Origin of the sequence: Zavarzinia compransoris (assembly GCF_003173055.1) — a bacterium.
In the GTDB taxonomy this organism is placed as follows: domain Bacteria; phylum Pseudomonadota; class Alphaproteobacteria; order Zavarziniales; family Zavarziniaceae; genus Zavarzinia; species Zavarzinia compransoris.
Genome location: NZ_QGLF01000008.1, coordinates 1 through 24,193 on the forward strand (window position 1 = coordinate 1; position 24,193 = coordinate 24,193).

Genomic DNA, 24,193 nt, shown 5'->3' on the forward strand with positions numbered 1-24,193 from the left:
ATATCGCGACTATCTCGACAGCAAGTATCACGCGGAATTCGACGAGCGGCTGCCGAAGGAAATCGCCTTCCGCGAGATGATGGAAGAAAAGCTGCTGGTCAAGGACTTCAACGACAAATGGCGTGCCGCCTGCGGCAACGACATTTTCGGCGTCTGGGACGGCACGCTGCGCGACAAGGTGCTGGACGGCGACGGCATCGTCGCCGAAGTCCTGTTCCCGGACGGCATCACCGAACGGAACGCGCCGCCCTTCGGCGCCGATATCGGCTTGCGCTGCCAGGGCGCGGATCCGGAACTGCTGTGGGCCGGGGCCCGGGCGCATAACCGCTGGATGGTCGATTTCTGCAAGGAGAACCCCTTGCGCCGGATCGGCCTCGCGGTGATCCCGGTGGTCTTCGACATCGAGGTGGCGGTGAAGGAAATCGCCTGGGCGAAGAAGAACGGCCTCCAGGGCGTGGTCTTCCCCTGCATGACCGACGGCTTCGATCCCTACAACCACCCGAAATACGATCCGGTGTGGCGGATCTGCGAAGACCAGAACATGGCGATCCACTTCCATTCGGGTGCGTCCCCGCCGATGGCGCCGGTGCCCGGGGCGATCGGCTGCTTCCTGATGGAATTCCCGTTCTGGATGACACGGTCGATGTGGCAATTCATCTTCGGCGAGGTGCTGGAACGCTTCCCCCGGCTGAAGGTGGTCTATACCGAGGGGTCGGAATTCTGGTTCAACTGGATGAACACGATGATGGACATCCGGGCGAGCGTGAAGCACACGTCGGGCAAGCTGGGGGATTTCCGGGCGAAGCTGACGATGAAGCCGTCGGAATATTTTGCCCGCAACATGTGGGTTGTCGCCTCGGCGCTGGCGGACCGGGACACGGCGGTGGCCTGCAAGGAACTGGGGATGAAGCGGGTGATCTGGGGCTCGGACTATCCGCACCCCGAGGGTTGCTGGCCGAAGACGGCGGAAAAGATGCTGCTGTCGCTGGGCGGCCTGCCCGAGGAAGACCTGGAACAGATCTTCTGGAAGTCGGCGGCGGATGTCTACGACCTCGACCTGCCGGCCCTGAACGCGATCGCCGCGAAGATCGGCCCGCAGAAGCGCTGGCTCGCCACCGCACAGGCCGCGGAGTAATGTCCATGATCACGGTCGAACGTTTCCCGATGGACATTCCCTACGGCTGGTTCTTCGTCGCCTACTCTGACGAATTGCAGGCCGGCGACGTCAAGACGGTGCATTATTTCGGCGAGGAACTGGTGCTGTTCCGCACCCTGTCCGGCAAGGCCGGGCTGCTGGAAGCCTATTGCGCCCATCTCGGCGCCCATCTCGGCCATGGCGGCAAGGTGGATCAGGACGGCATCCGCTGCCCGTTCCACGCCTGGGCCTATAATACCGAAGGCTGGGCGACCGACGTCCCTTACGCCAAGAAGATGCCGCCGATCCTGAGCCGGCGGCCCTGCATGAAGGCCTTTCCCATCGTCGAGAAGAACAATGTGGTCTGGGCCTGGTATCACCCGGAAAAGGCCGAGCCCTTCTTCGACCTGATCGAGCACGAGGAAATCGGCCAGATCGCGGAAGAAAAGTGGGAGGAACTGGACCGGTATCACTGGACCATCCTGTCCAACCCGCAGGAGATCGCGGAGAACGGCGTCGACATCGCCCATTTCCGCTATGTCCACGGCATGGACGATGTGCCGGAGGGGCAAACCACCTACGACCGCCATCTGCGCCGCTCGATCGCCGAGGGCCAGCGCACCCTGCCCATGCCCGACGGCGAGATGAAGACCTTCCCGACCCGGGTCGAGACGGTGCAGAACGGTGCCGGCCAGAAATATACCCGCATCACCGGCATCACCGACACGCTGCTGATGGTCCTGGCGACCCCGGTGACCAAGGACAAGTGCGAATTGCGCTTCGCCTTCACTCACCGCAAGTTCGACAAGGACAGCATGGAATATAATATCGCCCGCATGGCAATCGCGCTGGTCATCGGCCAGACCGGCGTCGAGGGCGATATTCCGATCTGGAACCACAAGATCCACCGCAAGAACCCGATCCTGTGCGACGGCGACGGCCCGATCATGCAGTTCCGGGAGTATTTCGAGCAATTCTACGTGCCCGCCGAACAGCGCGCGGCCGCAGAGTAACTGAATAGATCGCGAACAAACCAGGCCGGGGCGATGCCGTCGCCCCGGAAGACTCAGGCTTTGCCGAAAAACGAGGGGAAACGACATGGCGAAGGTGCGTTACGTGAAGGACCTGTCTCAGACGGGCTCCACCGGCGGGATCGGTTCCGCCTCGATGCGGACCTCGGTGCGGACCTTCCGCGCCATCTATGAGACCGAGCCGGAGATTGCCGCCGCCGTGCTGCCGCGGCCGCTGGTGCTGACCGAGCCGAAGATCTTCGTGCAGTTCGCCCATGTGATCATGCATGTCTCGGACACCCACAAGATCGAGATCGGCGCCGCCACCGTCGGCGTCGCCTGCGATGCCGAGGGCGTGAAGGGCTGGTATGTCCTGTCCATGCCGATGGAGGGCGATTTCGTCTGCATCACCGGCCGCGAGGTTTTCGGCGAGCCGAAGAAGATCGCATCGGTCGATTTCGACGTGAGCGGCGACAAGATCAAGGTCGCGGTGAAGCGGAACGGCATCAAGTTCATCGAGATGGAAGGTACTTTCGGCGAATCCAAAGGCCCGGCCGAATTCACCGAGCATTTCTTCTGCTACAAGGGCATGCCCGCGATCACCCGCCGCGGCGGCTTCGACGGCCCGGTGTTCCTGACCCAGCTCGACTGGGAACGCAAATACACCGACATGAAGAAGATCCCGGACGCCAGGATCACCCTGAACGAAAGCCCGTTCGACCCGATCGCCGACGTGCCGGTGAAGCGGGTGTTGGAAGCCTATTACTGCGAGGGCGGCTCGGTCACCTCGGGCAAGATCCTGCGCGAAGTGCCGAGCGAATGGCTCGACGCCTTCTGGCACCAGCGCTTCGACGAGCCGGGCGTGCAGGGCATCGACATTCCGCTGGCGTCCGAGAAGAAGGTGGCCAATGCGTGATCTTGCCGGCAAGACCGCCGTCGTCACCGGCGGCGCCTCGGGCGTCGGCCTCGCCCTCGTGCGCAGCCTGGCGCGCGAGGGGCTGAAACTCGTCATCGCCGATATCGACCAGGCCGCCTTGGACGCCGCCGTCGCCGACCTCAAGGCCGGCGGCACCGAGGCGATCGGCGTGAAGACCGACGTAACCAAGGAAGACTCGGTCGATGCGCTGGCCGATGCCGCCTATGCCGCCTTCGGCCAGGTGCATTTCCTCTTCAACAATGCCGGCGTCGGCCTCGGCGAAGCGCAGCGCAAGCTGTGGGACATGCCGATGAAGGACTGGAACTGGGGCTTCGCCGTCAATGTGATCGGCGTCGTCCACGGGATCCGCGCCTTCGTGCCGCGCATGATCGAAGGCGGAGAGGAGGGCTTGATCTGCAATACCTCTTCCTTCAACGGCGGCCTGTTCTCGCTGCCCAATACGCCGATCTATGCGGCGACCAAGGCGGCGGTGACCTCGATCTCCGAGACCCTGCACTGGCAGTTGCAGATCGCGAAGACGAAGCTCCGCGCCGCCGTGCTGTTCCCCGGCCCCCATGTGGTGAACACCCGGATCATGGACAGCAACCGCAATCGCCCGAGCGAATTCTCGGACGGCAACGATACCGGCGCCGCCGCCTACAAGACGATGCGCGACCTCGTCTCCGCCACCGGCCTGAAGCTGCAATTGACCGAGCCGGAAGAGGTGGCCGATTTCGTCCTCGACAGCGTGAAGGCGGACCGCTTCTGGATGTTCCCCGAGGCCGAGGCGCAGAATACCATGCTGCGCACCCGGACCGAGAACATCATCGCCCGGGGCGAACTGCCACTGCCGGCTTTGGGAATATAAATGGCTGAAACCACGAAACTTGCCGGCCCCCGCGACTTCATCGGTCGCGAGGGCACGGCCCTCGGCACCAGCGACTGGCTGCTCGTCGAACAGGGTCGCATCGACCTTTTCGCCGATGCGACCAACGACCACCAGTGGATCCATGTCGATGCCGAAAAGGCGAAGACCGGTCCCTTCGGCGCCACCATCGCCCATGGCTACCTGACCCTGTCGCTGATCTCGGGCTTCCTGCCCCAGATCGTCGACGTCGGCCAGTTCAAGATGGGCGTCAACATCGGCTGCGACAAGATCCGCTTCCTGAACCCGGTGACGGTGGGCAGCCGGATCCGCGGCAAGGGCGAACTGGCCAAGGTCCAGGAAACCCCGGACGGCGGCATCCAGGTCACCATCCGCGTCACCGTCGAGATCGACGGCAGCGACAAGCCGGCCTGCGTGGCCGATACGGTCAGCCGCTTCTATCCCTGAAGCCTGTCCCTCGCCCCTTGAGGGAGAGGGCCGGGGTGAGGGGGACCGCGAAAACAGCAAAGAGGGAGAGAGACATGCGTGAGGCCGTCATCGTTTCGACCGCCCGCACCCCGATCGGCAAGGCGTTCCGGGGCGCGTTCAACGATACCGAGGCGCCGGCGCTGTCGGGCCATGTCGTGGCGGCGGCAGTGCGCCGGGCCGGCATCGACCCCGCCCTGATCGAGGATTGCATCATCGGCTGCGCCGGCCAGCAGGGCACCCAGGGCTACAACATCGGTCGCCTGACCGCCGCCGCCGCCGGCCTGCCCGAGGCGGTCGCCGGCATGTCGATCGACCGCATGTGCGCCTCGGGCCTGATGGCGCTGGCGACCGGCGCCAAGCAGATCATGGATGACGGCATGGCGGCGGTGGTCGCCGGCGGCGTCGAATCGATCAGCCTGGTGCAGAACCAGCACAAGAACGGCTTCCGCGCCCGCTCCGAAGCGGTGCTGGCGCGCAGCCCCCACATGTATATGCCGATGATCGAGACGGCCGAGGTGGTGGCGCGCCGCTACGGCATTTCCCGCGCGGCCCAGGACGAATATTCCCTGCAAAGCCAGCAGCGCGTGGCCGCCGGCCGCGCCGCCGGCGCCTTCGCCGAGGAATTGGTCCCGCTTCCCACCCGCATGGCGGTGGTGGACAGGGAAACGAAGCAGACTTCCTATAAGGACGTCACCCTCGATTTCGACGAGGGCCCGCGCGCCGATACCACCCTCGACGGCCTCGCGTCGCTGAAGCCGGTCTATAAGGACGGCAGCCTGGTCGCGACCGGCGACTTCATCACCGCCGGCAATGCCTCCCAGCTGTCGGACGGCGCCTCGGCGTCCCTCCTGGTCGAGGCGAAGACGGCGGAGAAACTGGGCCTCGCGCCCCTCGGCGCCTATCGCGGCATGGCGGTCGCCGGCTGCGGGCCGGAGGAAATGGGCATCGGCCCGGTCTTCGCCGTGCCCAAGCTGCTCGAACGCCACGGCCTCAAGGTCGACGACATCGGCCTTTGGGAATTGAACGAAGCCTTCGCCGTCCAGGCGCTCTATTGCCGCGACCGCCTGGGCATTTCGAACGATATCTTCAACGTGAACGGCGGCGCCATCGCCGTCGGCCATCCCTACGGCATGTCGGGGGCGCGGCTGGCCGGCCATGCCCTGATCGAGGGGCGGAAGCGCGGCGCCCGCTATGTCGTCGTCACCATGTGCGTCGGCGGCGGCATGGGGGCGGCCGGCCTGTTCGAGGTTTACTGATCCCGAACGAAACCCGCCGATCGGCGACAGCGCCTGCCGATCGCGGACAGCCCCCGGCGTTTCCCCTCCCTAGTCTGTGCGGGCCGGCCGCGCATCCCCCCGAAGAGCGGGGAGCGCGGCCCCAACCGCGACCCCTGGGGAGGACCGCACGTCATGCAGCAGAACATCATCAGGCCGGGCCGGCGTCCGGCCGAACGGCAGCCGCTTTCTTCGCGGGCATGGGCCAAGGCTGCCCTGGCCGCCGCGCTGGCGGCCGCCCTGCCGGCGACGGCGAGGGCCGTCGACATTTCCCCCGGCGACTATGCCGCCCTGCCCGAGGGCACCAATCTGGCCCTGGCCTATTTCCAGTATTCGAGCCACGACAGCCTCGATGTCGACGGCGTGGGCAAGGTGCCGGACTCCGGGCTCGATGCCTATGTCGGCCTTGCCCGCTATGTGCACTACCTGAAGGTCGGCGACATGCTGATGAACGTTCAGGCGATCCTGCCCTATGGCGGCTTCGGCGACGTGCGCATCGGCGGTGTCGAGCAGAAGACGGCCAATGGCCTGGGCGACCTCATCCTGGGCGTTTCCGCCTTCCTCAAGGCGGACAATGTCGGTGACCGGGGCACCACGCTCGGCTTCGTCACTTATTTCACCCTGCCCACCGGAAACTATGATCCGGCCAAGGTCAGCCTCGGCAGCGGCACCTATACGGTGACCCCGCAGGTCGGGGTGATCCAGGGGCTGGGCGGCGGCTTCGTGCTCGATCTCGCCGCCGACGTCGCTTTCACCTTCGACCACGAGGAATTGGGCGTGAAGCGGACCGTCGATCCCGCCTGGCAGGCGCAAGGCTATCTGCGCTATCTGGTCAGCCCGGAAACGTCGGTCTCCTTCGGCTATTCCGGCCGTTTCGAGGGCCAGCAGCGGGCGGGCGGCGTCTATACCGGCCTGAAGTCCGACAGCCAGCAATTGCGCCTCTTCGCCAGCACCTTCGCCACGCCCAGCTTCCAGATCCAGGGCATGGTCGGGGCGGATATCGCCGGCGACGGCGGGTTCCGCCAGGACTTCACGGCGCAGATCCGCCTGCTGAAAGTCTTCTGAGCGGGGCGGGCGGCGGCGTGGCGGCTGCCATGCGGGTGCAACAGGTATAGGCTAGGCTGCGTTCCCGCTTTTCGGAGTCCCGCCCATGTCCGCCGCCCCCTTCGTCCATCTCAAGGCCGTCGTGTTCGACTGGGCGGGGACCATCGTCGATTTCGGTTCCCGCGCCCCCATGGGCGCCTTCGTCGAAGCCTATCGCCGCCTCGGCGTCGAGATCGCCATCGCCGAGGCCAGGAAACCCATGGGCCTGCCCAAGCGCGCCCATATCGCCGCCCTGATGGCCGATCCGGGCATTGCCGCGCGCTGGGCGGAAGCCCATGGGCACGCCCCGGGCGAAGCGGATATCGACCGGGTCTACGCCGTCTTCGTGCCGCTGAACGAGGCGGTGGTCACCGATTACGCCGACCTCATTCCCGGCGCGGTCGATACGGTCGCCGATTGCCGCCGGCGCGGGCTGAAGGTCGGTTCCACCACCGGCTATGTCCGCAGCATCATGGAGCGGCTGGTGCCGGTCGCCGCCGCTGCCGGCTATGTCCCCGACAACCTGGTCTGCGCCGGCGATCTGGCGGACGGGCGGCCCGGGCCCCTGATGATGTATCGGACCTTCGCCGATCTCGGCGTCCATCCGCCGCGGGCGGTGGTCAAGGTCGACGATACCGAACCCGGCATCCTGGAAGGCAAGGCGGCGGGCACCTGGACGGTCGGCCTGTCCGTATCCGGCAATATGGTCGGCCTCTCGCGCGATGAATGGGCGGCGCTGCCCGAGGCCGGGCAGGCCCGCCTGCGCGCCGAGGCGGAGGCGAAGCACCGCGCCCTCGAGGTCGATTTCGTCATCGATTCGGTCGCCGGCCTGATGCCGGTGCTGGACGAGATCGAGGCCCGCCTCGCCCGCGGCGAGGGGCCCAGGGCTTAATCCTTCCATCGAGAATTCCCCCTCACCCCGGCCCTCTCCCCGGAGGGGCGAGGGAGAGGCGGCATCGACTCCCTCGCCCCCTTGGGGGAGAGGGCCGGGGTGAGGGGGAGGCTAACGCCGGATCCCGCGCAGCAGGCTGTCGATGGCGAGGCGCTGCAAGTCGTCGAACGGCGTCCATTTGAAATCGCCGTGGGTGATCAGCAGCGAGACCAGCCCGTGGCCGGTGGCCCAGACCATTTCGGCCAGCGCGGCCGGATCGTTGGGGCGCAGCGCGCCCGCCTCGGTCAGGCGGCGGATCTCGCCCTCCAGGATGCCGAACGACTGGATGCCGAAGCCCTTGTCCTCGGGGTGGGGCTGGTGGTCCGGGCGGGGGCGGTGGCCGGCGATGATGCCGTCCCGTTTCAAGGTGGCGATCCGGGTCATGAACACCAGCCGGTAGACATCCGGATTCTCCAGCCCGAAGCGGACATAGGCCGCCATCAGCCGGCCGAGCGGGGCGAGGGGATCCGCATCCTCCGGCCGGGGGCGGCGGGCCTCCTCGCTCGCCTGCATCAAGCCGAAGAAGAATTCCTGGCAGACCGACAGCATCAAGGCCGCCTTGTCGGCGAAGTGATGGTAGATCAGCGTCGGCGTCACCCCGGCAAGCTGGGCGATCCGCCGCATCGAGGTATTGTCCACCCCTTCCTGGATGAACAATTGCCGCGCCGCGGCCAGGATCTGGCTGCGCCTTTCGTCCGCGCTCAGGCGCCGGCGGCCGGCACCCTCGTCCCCTTCGGTCATACGAGTCATGACTTGACCTTACCGCGCCGTGGAGTAATTTAACAGCGTAAAGTTACCACCGTTAACCGGAGGCGATCATGCGCCCCTTCACCACCTCCAAGGGCTTGACCCTGCCTGGGCTGAACCTGTTGGCGCTGACGCTGGCCGCCGTTGCCGGCCTTGCGGCTTTCCCGCCGCTCGCCGCCCGTGCCGAAACCGCGCCGGTCGAACAGCCGGCCCGGCCGGTGGCGGCGGCGACGGTGGAACGGGCGGCCGATGCCGCCGACATCCGGGGTTCCGGCCTCGTCGCCTACAAGCGCGAGGTGGTGCTGTCGTTCAAGATCGGCGGCGTGGTCCAGGCTTTCGCGGTCGATGTCGGCGATCAGGTCGCCGCCGGCCAGACCCTGGCGACCCTCGACACCGGCGAGATCGACGCCCAATGGCGCGAGGCCGACGCGAATGTGGAAAAGGCCCGGCGCGACGTCGCCCGGCTGTCCCCCCTGGTCGGCAGCGGCTTCGCTTCCCAGGCCAGGCTCGACGATGCCCGCACCGCCCTGCAGATGGCGATCGCCGGGCGCGACACCGTGGCCTTCAACCGCGGCCTGGCCGTGATCAAGGCGCCGGCCGGCGGCGTGATCCTGTCGCGCGATGTCGAAAGCGGCCAGATCGTGCCGGCCGGCCTCGGCGTGCTCGCCCTCGGCGATATCGAGTCCGGCCGGGTGGTGAAGGTCGGCATCGCCGACCGCGACGTGGTGAAGCTCCGCCTCGGCGACGGCGCTTCCGTCCGCCTGCCCGGGATCGAGGCCCCGGCCCGCGCCCATGTCACGCGCATCGCGCCGAAGGGCGATCCGCGCACCGGCGCCTTCGTGGTCGAACTGGCCCTTGATGACACCAGTCTCCAGGTGCCCTCGGGGCTGGTCGCCGATGTCGCGATCCGGCCGCAAGGGGCGGCGGAATCGAAAGTGGTGATGATCCCCGCCTCGGCCGTGCTCGAAGGCTTCGGCGCCGAGGGCAGCGTCTTCGTCGTCGACCGCAAGACGTCCACGGTCTCGCGGCGCCGGGTCGTCTTCGGCCCGCTCGCGGGCGAGAATGTCACCATCCGCAGCGGCCTGGAGCCGGGCGAGCAGGTGGTGTCCGCCGGTGCCGGCTACCTGCGCGAGGGCGACAGGGTGCTGGTCACCGATCAGGTCGCGCTGCGCGGCGGCACGCGCTGAACGAGGGCGGGGTCATGGGGGCTATCGGCGCATTCTCTGTCCGGCAGTGGCAGTTCACCCTGGTGCTTTTCGCCATGCTGGCGGCCATGGGGGTGTCGTCCCTCATGTCGATCCCGCGGGCGGAGGACCCGAATTTCCCGACCCCCATCGTCTCGGTGGTCGCGGTCATGCCGGGCGCCGATCCGCTCGACATGGAAAAACTGGTCACCGACCCGATCGAGGACGCGGTTTCGGCCCTCGACGATATCGACAAGATCGAATCCAAGTCCCGCGACGGCGCCGCCAACATCATCGTCCATTTCGAATGGGGCTCGGACACCGAACGGAAATTCGACCAGGTGGTGCGCGAGATCAACGCGATCCGCGGCACGCTGCCCGATGGCCTCGTCCGTCTCGACATCAAGAAGATCGAGACCAGCATGACCAATTTCGTGCAGGTGGCGCTGGTCTCGGACACCGCGTCCTTGCGGGAACTCGAGGAGCGCGGCCGCGTCCTCAAGGACATGCTGGACCGGGTCGACGGCGTGCGCGAGACCGAATTGTGGGGCGAGCCCCGGACCGAGGTCCGCGTCGCCCTGGACCTCGGCCGTCTCGCCGCCCTCGGCCTGCCCGCCTCCGCCGTCGCCGATGCCCTGAAGGCGGAAGGCGCCAGCGTGCCGATCGGCGCCGTCCATGCCGGCGCCCGGCGCTTCAACGTCAAGGCGACGGGCGATTTCAAGTCGCTCGAAGATGTCGCCAACACGGTGGTCGCCAGCCATGACGGCACGGTGGTCAAGGTCGGCGACGTCGCCAAAGTGTCGTGGTCGGCGGACGAGCCCAACCACGTCACCCGCTACAACGGCAAGCCGGCGGTCTTCGTCACGGCGAACCAGAAGGACGGCCAGAACATCTTCCAGATGCGGGACGCGATCTATGTCCTGCTCGACCAGTTCGAGGCCGACCTGCCCGCCAACGTCAAGCTGGAGCGCGGCTTCGACCAGTCGGTCTCGGTGACGCACCGCCTGTCCAACCTGTTCCGCGATTTCGCCATCGCCCTCGGCCTCGTCCTCATCACCCTGCTGCCGCTCGGCTTCCGGGCCTCGATCGTGGTCATGCTGTCGATCCCGCTGTCGCTGGCGATCGGCGTCTTCGCCCTGCATCTGTCGGGTTTCTCGCTGAACCAATTGTCGATCGCGGGCTTCGTCCTGGCGCTCGGCCTGCTGGTCGACGATTCGATCGTGGTGACCGAGAATATCGCGCGCCACCTGCGCGCGGGCATGGACCGCACCCGGGCGGCGGTTTCCGGCACCAACCAGATCGCGGTCGCCGTCGTCGGCTGCACCGCCACCCTGATGCTGGCCTTCGTGCCCCTGCTGTTCCTGCCGGAAGGGGCGGGGAAATTCATCCGCTCCCTGCCGGTCTCGGTGCTCTATACGGTGGCGGCGTCGCTGTTCGTCTCGCTCACCATCATTCCCTTCCTGGCCAGCCGGATCCTGTCGCGGCACGAGGATCCGGAGGGCAACGTCCTCCTGCGCGGGATCATGAAGGGCATCCATCTCGTCTACCGGCCGCTGCTGCATGTCGCCCTCGGGCGGCCGCTGGTCACCTGCCTGATCGCGGCGGCGCTGTTCGCCGGCTCGATCATGCTGATCCCGCGGATCGGCTTCTCCCTGTTCCCGCCGGCGGATTCGCGCCAGTTCGTCATCGACGTCGACCTGCCGGACGGCGCGCCGCTGGCGGAAACCGATGCCGCCGTCCGCTTCGTCGAACGCGAGGCGGCGGCGACCCCGGGGGTGCGCTGGGTGATGTCCAATGCCGGCCACGGCAATCCGCGCATCTTCTACAACGTCATCCCGCGCGAGGACGACCCGACCCACGGCGCCGTCTTCGTCGAACTCGACCATTGGGACGCCCGCACCGGCCCCGCCGTGATCGACGAGCTGCGCGCCCGGCTGGACCGCTATCCCGGCACCCAGATGGTGGTGCGCATCTTCCAGAACGGCCCGCCGATCGAGGCGCCCGTCGCCATGCGCATCACCGGCCCCAGCCTGGACGAACTGAAGCTCCTGGCCGCCCAGATGACCCGGATCATCGAGGGCACGCCCGGCACCCGCGACGTGGTCAACCCCTTGCGCCTCGACCGCACCGACCTCAACCTCGGCGTCGATACCGAGAAGGCGGGGGTGCTGGGCGTGCCCGCCGGCGCCATCGACCGGGTGGTGCGCCTCGCCCTCGGCGGCGAGCAGGTGGCGAGCTTCCGCGAGGCCGACGGCGACGATTTCCCGGTCGTGGTGCGCGCCCCCCTTGGCGCGCGGCACGAACTGGACGCGCTCGGCGCCATCTATGTCCCGACCGCGGCCGGCGCCACCCCGCTGGCCAGCGTCACCAACCCGCATTTCGAGGCGGGCCCGGCGCGTATCGACCGTTTCGACCGCGAACGCTCGGTCACCATCACCGCCTTCACCATGACCGGCTTCAACACCGAGCGGGTGACGGCGGAAATCATGGCCACCCTGCGCAGCGACCTGCAACTGCCGCCCGGCTACCGCCTGGAAATGGGCGGCGAGGCCGAGGCCCGGCAGAAGAGTTTCGCCGGCCTGTCCAATGCGGTGCTGATCGCGGTCTTCGGCATCGTCGCCGTGCTGATTCTCGAGTTCCGCAGCTTCTCGTCGACCGCGGTGGTCGCCGGGGTCATCCCGCTCGGGATCATCGGCGGCATCCTGGCGCTTTACCTCACCGGCTATACGCTCAGCTTCACCGCCGTCGTCGGCTTCATCGCCCTGATCGGCATCGAGATCAAGAATTCGATCCTGCTGGTCGATTTCACCACCCAGTTGCGGCGCCAGGGCCTCGGCCTCAAGGAGGCGATCGAGCAGGCGGGCGAGATCCGCTTCCTGCCCGTGCTGCTGACCTCCATGACCGCGGTCGGCGGCCTGATGCCGCTGGCGGTCGAGGGTTCGGGGCTCTATTCGCCGCTGGCGATCTCGATCATCGGCGGCCTCGTCACCTCGACCTTCCTGTCGCGGCTGGTGACGCCGGCGATGTATCTGCTGCTGGCGCCGAAGCACTTGCCGGCGGACGAGATGGAGCCGGGTGCCCTCACGCCGGCGGCAGGGGAATGAATTCGGTCTCGCCCGGGACCTGGGGGAAGCGGCCGGCCTGCCAGTCGTCCCGCGCCCGGGCGATCCGGTCGCGGTCGGAGGAGACGAAGTTCCAGTTGATGTGGCGTTCGCCGTCCAGGGGCTCGCCGCCCAGGATCATGACGGTGGCGCCGGTTTCCGCCCGCAGCGCCACCCGGGCGCCGGGCACGAAGACCGGCAGCTGGCCGACCCCGTATTCGGCGCCGTCGATGGTGACGCAGCCCTCGGCGACATAGGCCGCCCGTTCGGCATAAGTCTCCGGCACCTCGATCACGGTGCCGGGGTCGAGCTTCGCCTCGACGTAGAACAGGGGCGAGGGCGTTTCCAGCGGCGAGGTGGCGCCGAAGGCGGTGCCGGCGATCACGGTCAGCCGCGCGCCGGGCTCGTGGACGACCGGCAGCACGCCCTGGCCGACATGGCTGAAGAAGGGCTCGCTCTCTTCGAGATGCTTCGGCAGGGCGACCCAGGCCTGCATGCCGTGCAGATGGACGAGGCCGCCGTCCTCCGGCATGCGTTCGGAATGGGTGATGGCCTTGCCGGCGTTCATCCAGTTCAATTCGCCGGGGCGGATCGGCTGGACCGAGCCCAGGCTGTCCCGATGCATGATCACGCCCGAGAACAGCCAGGTGACGGTGGCCAGCCCGATATGGGGGTGGGGCCGGACGTCGGCGATGCCGCGCGGCCCCGCATCCACCGGCCCCATATGGTCGAGGAAGACGAAGGGGCCGACATGGCGCCGCACCGCATGGGGCAGGATGCGCTTGATGACGAGGCCGGGCGCCAGCTCGCGCTCGCGCCCTTCGATCACCAGTTCGGTCACGCTCATCCTGCTCTCTCCCTTCGGTCAGTCGCCCAGGAAGGTGGTGAAGTCTTCCAGGGGCGCGCGTTCGCTGCGGAAATGATTGATCGGGTTGCCGTCGTCGCGATAGCCGAGCGAGATCCCGGCGAACAGCATCAGAGTGTCGGGCAGCTTCAGATGGGTGCCAAGCGTCTTGTGCCAGATTGCCCAGGCTTCCTGGGCGCAGGTGTCGAGACCATGCTCGCGCGCCAGCAGCATGACCGATTGCATGAACATGCCGAGGTCGGCCCATTGGCCCGGCTGCATCTGGCGGTCGATCGAGAAGAACAGGGCGGCCGGGGCGCCGAAGAATTCGAAATTGCGGGCGAACTGCATCAGGCGGCCGAATTTGTTGTCGCGGGCGATGCCGATCGCCTCGTAAAGCTGCTCGCCCACCCGGAAGCGGCGGGTGCGATAGGGCTCGGTCAGGTTCGGGGGATAGATCTGGTATTCGGTGCCCTCGCCGGCGGTCGAATCGGCCAGCCGGGCCTTGATGATCGCCTTCACCTCGTCGAGCGCCGCCCCGGTGACGACATGGACATGCCAGGGCTGGAGATTCCCGCCCGAGGGGCTTCGCTTCGCGCCTTCGAGAATAGCCCTGATCGTCGCCACGGGGACGGGCGCCGGCAGAAAGGCGCGGACGGACAAACGGCTGTCCAGCGCTTCGGACACTTTCATTCTTCTTCTCTCCTCCCCGGAACGGTGCGGGTCTTTACGTTTACGTCAACGTAATGGGAAGGCGGCGGGCCGTCCATGCCCGCCTGCATCGTTCAGCGGGAAAAGGCCTGGACCTCGCCGTTCAGGATCGACCACACCGTGTCGGGCTCGGCCTTGGGTCCGAGCAGGCCGGTCTCATGGCTGGTGCCGTCGGTCATGGTCACGCGAAAGCGCCGGCCGCCGGCCTCGCCCGCTTCGATCTCGGCGACATCGGCCGGCGCGGGCAGGCCGTGGCTGCGCAGGATCGTGGTATCCACCCGCTTGCCGTTCAGGGCCTGGGTGATGGTGACGTCGAAACTGCGGTTGGCGGGATCGCCGCAGTCGAGGCTGCTGATGGTCATGAAGGGGGTGCCGTCCGCATTCGGATGGGCGACCGCCACCGTCTCGTCGCAGGTGGCATAGGCATAGATCGTCAGGCCGAAGCCGACCGCGGTCAGGCCCAGGGCGGGCACGCCCAGCAGCAGGAAGACATAGCGGTTCCAGGGGGCGGGCAGCATGGCCCGCGCCAGGAACGCCGCCAGCAGGGCAAAGCCGACGGCGACCAGCAGGGTCATCAGCATGGGGAGGGGACCGGTCTCAGACGGCGGGCTTGTAGGTGAGCGCGCGTTCCCGGTTGCGCTTGGCCGTTTCGGCGCATTCGCGGAAGACGGCGATCAGTTCGGGATCCTGAAGGTGGGGCAGGGCTTCCTGGAGCGTGGCCAGCAGCCAGTCCTGGCCGCGGGCGAAGAAGGCGACGCGGTCGGCCTTTTCCGGCAGGTCGATGGCGCGGTCGAAGAAGCCGCTGGTGGCGTCCGAGGGCTCGACCCCGCGGGCCTTCAGGATGCGCGAGAAATGCTGGATCGCCTTCGAGGCGTCGGACTGGATGTCCAGATACATGCCGCGGCGGTCCTGGCACGCGGCGCGGCAGGCGAAGACCGCGGCGACCTTGGCGCCGGCGCGGATGGACTCGATCAGCAGGTTGATCAGGGCGGCGAGTTCGGAGTCCGTCAGGGGCCCGTTGAAGTTCGGGGTCCGGAGGTCGCCGTCGGCGTCGACCGGCAGGTCCGAGACGCTGCCGGCGCGATGTCCTTTAGCTGCGGTCACTTGGCTCGATTTCCCAGTTGATGCGGCGCACCCGGCAGGGGAAACGCCATTCTTCACGTAGTGCGCGGCAACGCCCGGCAGGCCGGGGGATGCGACCGCCGTTCGGCGGCGGGGCCCGACCCCATGCTGCACATCCGGGCGTGCGTCGTGCATGTCGCTTGCACTAAAGCACGAACCCGGCCCTGATCGAAGCCCGACAGTCATGCCCTGACCGAAGACCGCATATGCAGGCGAGCCGGGATGAGGTCGGCGCGGCCGTTTCCGCCGGCGATTTTCCCCGATGCGACAAATGGCCGGCGGGCCGGTCTTGACCTCCGAACCCGAACGGGGTCACTTGGCGGCCATGAAACACCGGAAGCCCATCCTCATCGCCCTCGCCCTGGTGGCGATCGCCGCCCTGACCTGGTTCGAACTGGGCCGTCTCGACCGGCGCGATCCCCTGCGGGAGACGGCGGGCGGCATCGGCCTGCCGCCGGACCATGAACTGGCCGGCGTCGTCGGCGGGCCCTTCGGCCTGATCGACGAGGACGGCAAGCCGGTGACGGAGAAAAGCTGGCCAGGCAAATACCTGCTGGTCTTCTTCGGCTTCACCTATTGCCCGGACGTCTGCCCGACCACCCTGGCCCAGATGACCGAAGTGCTGAAGGACCTGGGCCCGGCCGCCGACCGGATCCAGCCCCTGTTCATCACCGTCGATCCGGAACGGGACGGTGCGGCGGAACTGAAGAACTACACTTCGTCCTTCGATCCGCGCATCACCGGCCTGACCGGCGACCGCAGCCAGATCGACGCCGTGCTGAAGACCTACCGGGGGGTGGCGCTGCGCCGGGGCGAGGGCGAGGATTACACCATGGACCATTCGACCCTGGTCTATCTGATGGGTCCCGACGGCCGCCTGAAGTGGATCTTCGCCCACGACCTCGAACCGAAGGCTTTCGCCGACGGCCTGCGCAAGCTGATCGGCGGCTGAGGGCTCTCAGGCCTCGGGCCAGAAATCTTCCGACAGGATGTGGTCGAGGGACCAGGGGCAGGTTTCGGGGAAGGCCGGCAGCGGCAGGTCGGTCTCCGCCGCCGCCGACAGGCGGGCACTGTCGTAGACCCGGGCGATCGCTGCCGGCAGCAGGGCCTTCAGGCTCGGGTTGTCGCCCAGGTGATCGGCGATGTCGCGCCGCTGGATTCTGATGGTCAGGCGCCATGAGGTCGAGCGCCGTTCCGGCTGGTGCCGCCATTTCAGCAGATGGGCGAGTAATACGGTGAGGCGGCTCAGCAATTCGCGCTTTTCGCCCTTGCCCATGCTTTCGATTTCCTCGGCGATGTTTTCGATATCGGCGTCGGAAAGACGGCCGGCGCGCAGCAGCGCCGCCTGTTCATGGGCCCAGGCGTAGAAATCCCGCTCGTAAAGATCCGATTTCATGCGGGAGACGGGCATGGCCTGCACTTCTCCTTGGCGGCAACCGAAGAGAAATTTACCCCTTCAGCCGTTCTCGGCCAAGACTTTCCCCGCGAGGTAGAGGGAGCCGCAGATCAGCACCCGTGCCCGCTCGCCGGCCAGTGCTGCGGCCAGGGTGACGGCGGCTGCAAGGTCGGGCGCGGTTTCGGCGGCAAGGCCGGCCGCGGCCGCGGCGGCGGCGATGTCGGCGGCCGGGCGCGCGGCGGCTTCGTCCGGGATGGTGACGGCGACCACCGGGGGCTGCAGCCCGGCGAAGGCGCCGAAATAGCCTGCCGCATCCTTGGTCGAGATCAGGCCCGACACCAGGGCCAGGGGCCGCCCGTCCGCGGCCAGTTCCTCGAGTGCCGCCGCCAGCGCCCGCGCCGCATGGGGGTTGTGCCCGCCGTCGAGCCAAAGCTCGCCGCCGGCGGGCAGGGCCCGGACCAGCGGCCCCCGGGTCAGGCGTTGCAGGCGCGCGGGCCATTCGGCCGCGGTCAGCCCGGCCGTGATCGCCGCCTCCGGCAGGTCGAGAAGCAGGGCGGCGGCAACCGCGGTCGCGGCATTCTCGATCTGGTGGTTGCCGGGCAGGGCGGGGCGGGGCAGGGCCCAGCCGGTGCGGCCGGCCCCGGTGAAGGTGAAGCCGTCGCCGCTGCGCCGGGCGGTGAAATCGGCGCCGGCGACCAGCAGGGGGGCATCCAGCAGATCCGCCCGCTCGCAGAAGACTTCCAGGGCTTCCCGGCTCTGGGGGCCGAGGACGGTGGGCACGTCCGGCTTCATGATGCCCGCCTTCTCGCCCGCGATGGCGGCGACGGTCGAGCCCAGGAATTCCTTGTGGTCGAGGTCGACCGGCGTGATCACCGCGACCCTGGGCCGGGTCACCACATTGGTCGCGTCCAGCCGCCCGCCCAGGCCGACTTCGAGCAGCAGGAGGTCGGCCGGCGTCCGCGCGAAGGCGAGCAGGGCGGCCGCGGTCGTCACTTCGAAGAAGGTGATCGGCGCCTCGCCGTTGGCGCGCTCGCATTCTTCCAGAAGGGCGGTCAGCGCCTCCTCGGCGATCAGGCTGCCGGCAAGGCGGATGCGCTCGTTGAAGCGGACCAGATGGGGCGAGGTATAGGCATGGACCTTCAGCCCCGCCGCCTCCGCCATGGCGCGGAGATAGGCGACGGTCGAGCCCTTGCCGTTGGTGCCGGCGACATGGACCACCGGCGGCAGCTGCCGTTCCGGATGGCCGAGCCGCGCCAGCAGCCGCTCCATCCGGCCGAGCGACAGGTCGATCTTCTTCGGGTGGAGCCGGGTCAGGCGCTCCAGCACCAGGTCGCTGGTGGTCATGATGGGCTCAGATGCGGGGGCTCAAATACGGGCGGGCACCCTGGCCGCCGGGACCGGGCGGCGGTTGGTCAGCAGCGAGATCACCTTGGCCAGGCGCGATTTCAGCTCCTTCCGCGGCACCACCATGTCGATGATGCCGTGGTCCAGCAGGTATTCGGCGCGCTGGAAGCCTTCGGGCAGTTTCTCGCGGATGGTCTGTTCGATCACGCGCTGGCCGGCGAAGCCGATCAGGGCGCCCGGCTCGGCGATCTGGATGTCGCCCAGCATGGCGAAGGAGGCGGTGACGCCCCCGGTGGTCGGATCGGTCAGGACGACGATATAGGGCAGGCCGGCATCGCGCACCATCTCGACCGCGACGGTCGAGCGCGGCATCTGCATCAGGGACAGGATGCCTTCCTGCATGCGCGCACCGCCGGCCGCCGTGACGACGATCAGGGGCACGCCGTGGTCGACCGCGCGCTCGGCCGCCGTCACCAGGGCCTCGCCCACGGCAAGGCCCATGGAGCCGCCCATGAAGGCGAAATTCTGCACCGCGAGCACGGCGCCCAGGCCCTCGATCGTGCCATAGGCGACGGCCATGGCATCCAATTGGCCGGTCTTGGCGCGGGCATCCTTCATGCGCGCGACATAGGTCTTCTCGTCCTTGAACTTCAGGGGATCGGCCGGAACCTCGGGCACCGGCACCAGGGTGAAGCCGGGGTCGAGCAGCAGTTCCACCCGCTCGCTGAGGCCAAGGCGCAGGTGGTGGCCGCAATGCTGGCAGACCTGATGGTTCTCGGCCAACTCGCGGTGGAACAGCATCTGGGCGCAGCCCGGGCACTTGGTCCACAGGTTTTCCGGGATCTCGCGGCGGAAGGCGGCCCGGATCTTGGGCCGCACCACATCATTCAGCCAATTCGCCATGGGGGAACTCCAGCCGGGGTCAGGCGGCGCTGCGCTTGGCGCCGCGCAGGCCCGCCGCCAGGGTCGAGACAAAGGCATGGACGCGGGCGGCCAGGGCTTCGCCCGTCAGCCCCTCCGCCGCGGCCGCGCCGATCAGGGAGACGACGGCACTGCCGACCACGGCGCCGTCCGCAGTGGCGCCGATGGCGGCCGCCTGTTCCGGCGTCTTGATGCCGAAGCCGACCACGACCGGCAGGTCGGTATGGGCCTTCAGCCGGGTGACCGCCGCCGCGACCGCGCCGGTATCCGGCGTCGCCGAGCCGGTGATGCCGTTGATCGAGACGTAATAGACGAAGCCGGCGGTATTGCGCAGCACGGTCGGCAGGCGGACCTCGTCGGTGGTCGGGGTCGCCAGGCGGATGAAGGCGATATCCTGGTCCAGCGCCGGCAGGCACAGTTCCGGGTCTTCCTCGGTCGGCAGGTCGACGACGATCAGACCGTCGATCCCGGCAGCCTTGGCATCCGTCAGGAAGCGGGCCACGCCATAGGCATAGATCGGGTTGTAATAGCCCATCAGCACGATCGGGGTCGCGCTGTCGGTCTCGCGCAGGCGGCGGACGAGGTCGAGGGTCTTCGCCAGGGTCTGGCCGGCGGATAGCGCGCGGAGGCCCGCGGCCTGGATCGCCGGCCCGTCCGCCATCGGGTCGGTGAAGGGCATGCCGATCTCGATCACGTCGGCGCCGGCGGCGGGCAGGCCCCTGATCACCTCGAACGATGTCTCCGGGTCCGGATCGCCGGCGGTCACGAAGACGACGAGGGCGGGGCGCCCCTCGGCCTTCAGGGCGGCGAAGCGGGCATCGATGCGGGCGACGGTCACAGCTTCGCTCCCAGGGCGTTGGCGACGGTGAAGATATCCTTGTCGCCCCGGCCGGAGAGATTGACCAGGATGATATGGTCCTTGGGCAGCTTGCCCGCGATCCGGCCGACATGAGCCAGCGCATGGGACGATTCGAGGGCGGGAATGATGCCTTCGAGCTTGGTGCAGAGCTGGAAGGCGTCCAGCGCCTCCTGGTCCGTGGCCGAGACGAAGTTCACCCGGCCAATGTCGTGCAGCCAGGAATGTTCCGGCCCGATGCCCGGATAGTCGAGGCCGGCGGAAATCGAATGGGCTTCGATGATCTGGCCGTCGTCGTCCTGCAGCAGATAGGTGCGGTTGCCGTGCAGCACCCCCGGCCGGCCCTTGGCCAGCGAGGCGGCGTGCTTGCCGGATTCCAGCCCGTGGCCCGCCGCCTCGACCGCATCGATGGCGACCGAAGGCTCGTCCAGGAAGGGGTGGAACAGGCCGATGGCGTTGGAACCGCCGCCGACGCAGGCGACCAGCGTGTCCGGCAGGCGGCCCTCGGCCTTCAGGATCTGGGCCCTGGCCTCGACGCCGATGATCGACTGGAAGTCGCGCACCATGGCCGGATAGGGATGGGGGCCGGCGACCGTGCCGATGATGTAGAACGTATCCTCGACCTGGGTCACCCAGTCGCGGAGCGCCTCGTTCATCGCATCCTTCAGGGTCTGCGAGCCGGAGGTGACGGGCACCACCTCGGCGCCCAGCAGGCGCATGCGGAAGACGTTCGGGCTTTGCCGCTCGATGTCGGTCTTGCCCATGTAGATGGTACAGGGCAGGCCGAAGCGCGCGGCCACGGTCGCGGTCGCGACGCCGTGCTGGCCGGCGCCGGTCTCGGCGATGATGCGCTTCTTGCCCATGCGCAGGGCCAGCAGGATCTGGCCCATGCAATTGTTGATCTTATGGGCGCCGGTGTGGTTCAGCTCTTCGCGCTTCAGATAGATCTTGGCGCCGCCGAAATGGCTGGTCAGGCGTTCCGCGAAATAGAGCGGGCTGGGCCGGCCGACGTAATGTTCGAGGTAATAGTTCAGCTCCGCCTGGAAGGCCGGGTCGTCCTTGGCCGTGTTATAGGCCTTTTCGAGGTCGAGGATCAGCGGCATCAGGGTCTCGGCGACGAAACGCCCGCCGTGGATGCCGAAATGGCCGTGCTCGTCCGGGCCTTCGCGGTAAGAATTGGGCGTCGCAGCAGCCGCCTGGGCCATCGTCATTCCTCGAACTGTGACCGTGCCGCCGCCAGAAAGGCGGCGATCAGGCCGATATCCTTCACCCCCGGCGCGCTTTCGACGCCGCTCGACACATCGACCGCCCGGGCCCCGGCAATGCGGATGGCCTCGGCGACAGTGTCGGGCGTCAGCCCACCTGCCAGGAACCAGGGGCGCGACCAGCCTTCATTGGCGATCAGGCCCCAGTCGAACGCAAGCCCGTTGCCGCCGGGAAGGCCTTTCTTAGGCGCTTTGGCGTCCAGGAGCAACAGGTCGGCAACAGCTTCGTAATCATGGGCGCGGGCGACGTCGGCCGGATCGGCAATGCCGATCGCCTTCATCACCGGCAGGCCGAAACGCCGGCGCAGATCCGCCACCCGTTCCGGGCTTTCGCTGCCGTGGGCCTGGAGCATTTTCACCGGCGCCTCGGCCAGGATGGCGGCGATCGTCGCGTCGTCGGCATCGACGGTCAGGGCGACCGGGACGACATGATCCGGCAGGCGCGCGATCAGGTTTCCGGCCGCCGCCGGCGCGATGTTCCGGGGCGAGCGCGGATAGAACACGAAGCCGACATGGCTGGCGCCCCGGGCGACGCTGGCATCGACCGTCTCCGCCGTGGACAGCCCGCAAATCTTGACGAAACCCGACATGATCGCCCGACTATAGCACGCTTCCGGCGGCCCAGGCGTGCAGGACCGCGACATCCTCGTCCCCCTCGATATGGGCCCCCTCGAGATGGGCCGCCACCCGCTCGCCGACCAGGGCCCCGAACTTGAAGCCATGGCCGGAGCAGCAGGACAGCACCAGGGCGCCCTCGACCGCCTCGATCAGGAAGCGCTCGTCGGCGGTGACGGTATAGAGGCAGGTCTTCGCCTCGATGAGGCGATAGTCGTCGAAATCCCGCAGCCGGCGGCGGGCGCCGTCGAGGATGGCGCGGGCCTCGGCCGGTTCGGCGCGGCGGCGGTCTTCCGGATCGTCCGGCCCGCCGGCCAGCCGGTGATCGCCCAGCTTCAGGCCATAGCCGTCGACCGGCGGCACGGCATAGAAGCCGCCCTCGCCGTCGACCTCCAGCAGCATGGGGCCCCGGGCCCAGGCCTCGCGCCATTGGCCGGGCACGGCGGCATAGGTCACCACCTGGCGCACCGGGCGCAGCCGCCCGGCCAGATGGGGCAGCAGGCGCGGCGTCCAGGCGCCGGCGGCGACCACCAGCCGGTCGCCGGCGATGCGCCGCCCGTCCGCCAGGATCGCGGTCGCCCGCGCCGGGTCGAGGTCGGCGACCGCGATCCCTTCGAGCAGCGTGCCCCGGGCGCGGACGAATTCCCCGAGATCGCGCACGATCCGGTCGGCCAGCAGGGCGCCGCCGCTGGGCAGCCACAGGGCGTCGATCGCGCCCTCGGCGCTCAGCATGGGAAAGCGGCGGTCGAGATCGGCGGGCGACAGCCGGTCATAGGCGACGCCCAGCCGGTCCAGGACCGCGGCCGACTGGTCCGCCCAGTCGCCGGGGCGGAAGTGATGGACCAGGGTGCCGGTCTCGATGTAATGGCGCCGGCCGAGGTCCTGCCACAAGCCCTCCCAGGCGGCGAAGGCGGCCGGGATCAGGCGGGCATAACCCTCGAAGTCGCCGTAAGGGTGGCGGATCAGCCTGTGCCGGTCGACCGAGCTTGCCAAGGGGTCCGGCACCCGGCCCTGTTCGATCACGGTGACGTCATGGCCCGCCTTCAGCGCGGCCCGGGCGACGGACAGGCCGTAGATCCCGGCCCCGACGATAACAAGCCTCATGCCGGGCCCGACCGGTGCAGGAAGGCGGCGGCGGCAAGGTCTTCAAGGGCGGTGCCGACCGATTTGAACAGGGTGATCTCCTCCGCCGAACGGCGGCCGGGGTGGCGCCCGGTCACGAGATCGGCCAGATCGGCGCTGATGTCGCCGGCGGCGATCACGCCGCGCTTCAGCGGATCGGCCAGGTCGCCCGCCTCGTGCAGGGCGCCTTCCCGCGTGTCGACGAACAGGCTGGCGCGGGTGACGGCGCTGTCGTCCGCCTCGCGCATTTCGGGGGTGAAGCCGCCGATCAGGTCGAGATGGGTGCCGGGCCTCAGCCAGTCGCCCCGGATCAGGGGGGCCTTGCTCATGGTGATGGCGCTGACGACATCGGCCGCGGCGACGGCGGCGGCAAGGTCGGGCGCCACTTCGGCACCGCTGCGGGCGGCGACGGCGGCGGCCTTGTCGGCGGTGCGGTTCCAGACCAGCACCCGGCGCAAGCGGGGCAGCACGGCGCGATAGGCATCGATGACATGGGGCGCCAGCTTGCCGGCGCCGACGACGAGCAGGGTCTCCGCCTCCGGCCGGGCCAGATAGCGGGCGGCCAGCGCCGAGGCGGCGGGGGTGCGCCGGACCGTGATCGCGCTGCCGTCGACGGTCAGCAGGGGCGCGCCGGTCACCGCATCGAACAGGACATAGAGGCCGATGACGGAATCGAGGCCCCGGGCATTGTTGCCGGGGGCGACGGTCACCAGCTTCACCCCGGCATAGGCGCCGGCGTCATAGGCGGGCATGACCAGGAAGATATTGGTGTTCCCGGCCCCGTCCGCCATCGGGTAATGGCCGCGCAAGGGGGCGGTCACGGTGCCGGCGGCAAAGGCATCGCGTAGCGCATCGATCAGGCCCGGATAGGTGAGGGCGGCGAGCGCAGCGCCCGCCTCGACGTGACGCGGCCCGCTCATCGCACGGCGGGCAGGTTGCCGCTGCCGTGCTGGCTGACCGGGGCCGGCGGCGGGGCCGGGGCCGTTGCGGCGGCATCGAGATCGCGTTTCATCACCTTCACCCGGCGCCGCAGCACCCGGCGCTTCCGGAACCCGGAGAACCAGGCGACGCTGCCGCCGATCAGGATGCCGGCGATCAGGGCCAGGAACAGGGCCAGGAACAGCGGCATGGTCACCGCATAGGCCGGCGTCGCCCCGGCGAAGGGATCCAGCGACAGGGTGACCGGCGCCCGATTGGCCAGCGCCAGGGCAATGAGGACGACCGCGATCGGCAGCGAGATCAGCAATGTGCGCAGTTTCATG

25 protein-coding genes are annotated in these 24,193 nt (G+C 68.4%); 11 read left to right on the plus strand and 14 right to left on the minus strand.

Going from position 1 to position 24,193, the window contains the following annotated elements; genetic code table 11:
* From DKG75_RS21410 to phnX, 8 genes are all read left to right on the plus strand, one after another.
* Positions 1 to 1,135 (plus strand): amidohydrolase family protein (locus tag DKG75_RS21410; RefSeq protein WP_109923238.1); only part of this gene is annotated, 1,135 nt, incomplete at its 5' end.
* 5 nt (positions 1,136 to 1,140) lie between these two features.
* Positions 1,141 to 2,148, plus strand: coding sequence for an aromatic ring-hydroxylating oxygenase subunit alpha (locus tag DKG75_RS21415; RefSeq protein WP_109923390.1), 1,008 nt, complete (start codon positions 1,141 to 1,143; stop codon positions 2,146 to 2,148).
* An 85-nt stretch (positions 2,149 to 2,233) separates the two neighbouring features.
* Positions 2,234 to 3,061 (plus strand): acetoacetate decarboxylase family protein, encoded by an 828-nt coding sequence (locus tag DKG75_RS21420; protein ID WP_109923239.1) that lies wholly within the window; start codon positions 2,234 to 2,236, stop codon positions 3,059 to 3,061.
* Positions 3,054 to 3,929, plus strand: a complete 876-nt coding sequence (locus tag DKG75_RS21425; protein ID WP_109923240.1) for an SDR family NAD(P)-dependent oxidoreductase — start codon at positions 3,054 to 3,056, stop codon at positions 3,927 to 3,929. Before DKG75_RS21420 ends, DKG75_RS21425 begins: the two co-directional genes overlap by 8 nt.
* Positions 3,930 to 4,394, plus strand: a complete 465-nt coding sequence (locus tag DKG75_RS21430) for a MaoC family dehydratase (RefSeq protein WP_109923241.1) — start codon at positions 3,930 to 3,932, stop codon at positions 4,392 to 4,394. It abuts the gene before it with no gap.
* 74 nt (positions 4,395 to 4,468) lie between these two features.
* The gene (locus DKG75_RS21435; protein WP_109923242.1) at positions 4,469 to 5,671 is read left to right on the plus strand and encodes an acetyl-CoA C-acyltransferase; all 1,203 of its coding nucleotides are present in this window, start codon (positions 4,469 to 4,471) and stop codon (positions 5,669 to 5,671) included.
* 153 nt (positions 5,672 to 5,824) lie between these two features.
* Positions 5,825 to 6,754, plus strand: a complete 930-nt coding sequence (locus DKG75_RS21440; protein ID WP_109923243.1) for a transporter — start codon at positions 5,825 to 5,827, stop codon at positions 6,752 to 6,754.
* 85 nt (positions 6,755 to 6,839) lie between these two features.
* Positions 6,840 to 7,664, plus strand: coding sequence for a phosphonoacetaldehyde hydrolase (phnX, locus tag DKG75_RS21445; RefSeq protein ID WP_109923244.1), 825 nt, complete (start codon positions 6,840 to 6,842; stop codon positions 7,662 to 7,664).
* A 111-nt stretch (positions 7,665 to 7,775) separates the two neighbouring features.
* On the opposite strand, the gene DKG75_RS21450 is transcribed toward phnX, so the two are convergent.
* Positions 7,776 to 8,453, minus strand: coding sequence for a TetR/AcrR family transcriptional regulator (locus tag DKG75_RS21450; RefSeq protein ID WP_109923245.1), 678 nt, complete (start codon positions 8,451 to 8,453; stop codon positions 7,776 to 7,778).
* Positions 8,454 to 8,521: 68 nt separating this feature from the next.
* Here DKG75_RS21450 and DKG75_RS21455 point away from each other — a divergent pair, with 68 nt between their 5' ends.
* On the plus strand, positions 8,522 to 9,637 hold the full coding sequence (locus DKG75_RS21455) for an efflux RND transporter periplasmic adaptor subunit (protein WP_109923246.1): 1,116 nt from the start codon (positions 8,522 to 8,524) through the stop codon (positions 9,635 to 9,637).
* Between the two features lie 14 nt (positions 9,638 to 9,651).
* Complete coding sequence (locus DKG75_RS21460) at positions 9,652 to 12,738, plus strand: efflux RND transporter permease subunit (protein WP_109923247.1); 3,087 nt, start codon at positions 9,652 to 9,654, stop codon at positions 12,736 to 12,738.
* Here DKG75_RS21460 and DKG75_RS21465 read toward each other — a convergent pair.
* From DKG75_RS21465 to DKG75_RS21480, 4 genes are all read right to left on the minus strand, one after another.
* Positions 12,716 to 13,582 (minus strand): pirin family protein, encoded by an 867-nt coding sequence (locus tag DKG75_RS21465; protein WP_109923248.1) that lies wholly within the window; start codon positions 13,580 to 13,582, stop codon positions 12,716 to 12,718. The two genes, DKG75_RS21460 and DKG75_RS21465, sit on opposite strands and share 23 nt — an antisense overlap.
* 18 nt (positions 13,583 to 13,600) lie before the next feature.
* Complete coding sequence (locus DKG75_RS21470; RefSeq protein WP_109923249.1) at positions 13,601 to 14,272, minus strand: nitroreductase; 672 nt, start codon at positions 14,270 to 14,272, stop codon at positions 13,601 to 13,603.
* Between the two features lie 92 nt (positions 14,273 to 14,364).
* Entirely contained in the window at positions 14,365 to 14,871 is a 507-nt protein-coding gene (locus DKG75_RS21475; RefSeq protein WP_109923250.1) for a hypothetical protein, read from the minus strand.
* 16 nt (positions 14,872 to 14,887) lie between these two features.
* Positions 14,888 to 15,394, minus strand: coding sequence for a DUF6306 domain-containing protein (locus tag DKG75_RS21480; protein ID WP_109923251.1), 507 nt, complete (start codon positions 15,392 to 15,394; stop codon positions 14,888 to 14,890).
* A 343-nt stretch (positions 15,395 to 15,737) separates the two neighbouring features.
* Here DKG75_RS21480 and DKG75_RS21485 point away from each other — a divergent pair, with 343 nt between their 5' ends.
* Entirely contained in the window at positions 15,738 to 16,364 is a 627-nt protein-coding gene (locus tag DKG75_RS21485; RefSeq protein ID WP_166646291.1) for an SCO family protein, read from the plus strand.
* Between the two features lie 6 nt (positions 16,365 to 16,370).
* Here DKG75_RS21485 and DKG75_RS21490 read toward each other — a convergent pair whose 3' ends face one another.
* Genes DKG75_RS21490 through DKG75_RS21530 form a run of 9 tightly spaced genes read right to left on the minus strand, consistent with a single transcriptional unit; the run spans position 16,371 to position 24,192 of the window.
* Complete coding sequence (locus tag DKG75_RS21490) at positions 16,371 to 16,823, minus strand: DUF29 domain-containing protein (protein ID WP_109923253.1); 453 nt, start codon at positions 16,821 to 16,823, stop codon at positions 16,371 to 16,373.
* A gap of 45 nt (positions 16,824 to 16,868) precedes the next feature.
* A complete protein-coding gene (locus DKG75_RS21495) occupies positions 16,869 to 18,152 on the minus strand; it encodes a bifunctional folylpolyglutamate synthase/dihydrofolate synthase (protein ID WP_109923254.1) in 1,284 nt (427 codons plus the stop codon).
* 21 nt (positions 18,153 to 18,173) lie between these two features.
* Positions 18,174 to 19,055, minus strand: coding sequence for an acetyl-CoA carboxylase, carboxyltransferase subunit beta (gene accD, locus DKG75_RS21500; protein WP_166646292.1), 882 nt, complete (start codon positions 19,053 to 19,055; stop codon positions 18,174 to 18,176).
* 19 nt (positions 19,056 to 19,074) lie between these two features.
* The gene (gene trpA / locus DKG75_RS21505; protein WP_109923256.1) at positions 19,075 to 19,911 is read right to left on the minus strand and encodes a tryptophan synthase subunit alpha; all 837 of its coding nucleotides are present in this window, start codon (positions 19,909 to 19,911) and stop codon (positions 19,075 to 19,077) included.
* The gene (trpB, locus tag DKG75_RS21510) at positions 19,908 to 21,134 is read right to left on the minus strand and encodes a tryptophan synthase subunit beta (RefSeq protein WP_109923257.1); all 1,227 of its coding nucleotides are present in this window, start codon (positions 21,132 to 21,134) and stop codon (positions 19,908 to 19,910) included. Before trpB ends, trpA begins: the two co-directional genes overlap by 4 nt.
* A 2-nt stretch (positions 21,135 to 21,136) precedes the next feature.
* Positions 21,137 to 21,784: a phosphoribosylanthranilate isomerase gene (locus tag DKG75_RS21515; protein WP_109923258.1), complete on the minus strand. Its 648-nt coding sequence runs from the start codon at positions 21,782 to 21,784 to the stop codon at positions 21,137 to 21,139.
* Positions 21,785 to 21,794: 10 nt separating this feature from the next.
* Positions 21,795 to 22,913, minus strand: a complete 1,119-nt coding sequence (locus DKG75_RS21520) for an NAD(P)/FAD-dependent oxidoreductase (RefSeq protein ID WP_109923259.1) — start codon at positions 22,911 to 22,913, stop codon at positions 21,795 to 21,797.
* Positions 22,910 to 23,851, minus strand: coding sequence for a bifunctional Delta(1)-pyrroline-2-carboxylate/Delta(1)-piperideine-2-carboxylate reductase (gene lhpI, locus DKG75_RS21525; protein WP_109923260.1), 942 nt, complete (start codon positions 23,849 to 23,851; stop codon positions 22,910 to 22,912). The genes DKG75_RS21520 and lhpI overlap by 4 nt, the downstream gene beginning before the upstream one ends.
* The gene (locus DKG75_RS21530; protein ID WP_109923261.1) at positions 23,848 to 24,192 is read right to left on the minus strand and encodes a lipopolysaccharide assembly protein LapA domain-containing protein; all 345 of its coding nucleotides are present in this window, start codon (positions 24,190 to 24,192) and stop codon (positions 23,848 to 23,850) included. The genes lhpI and DKG75_RS21530 overlap by 4 nt, the downstream gene beginning before the upstream one ends.
* Between the last annotated feature and the right edge of the window lies 1 nt (position 24,193).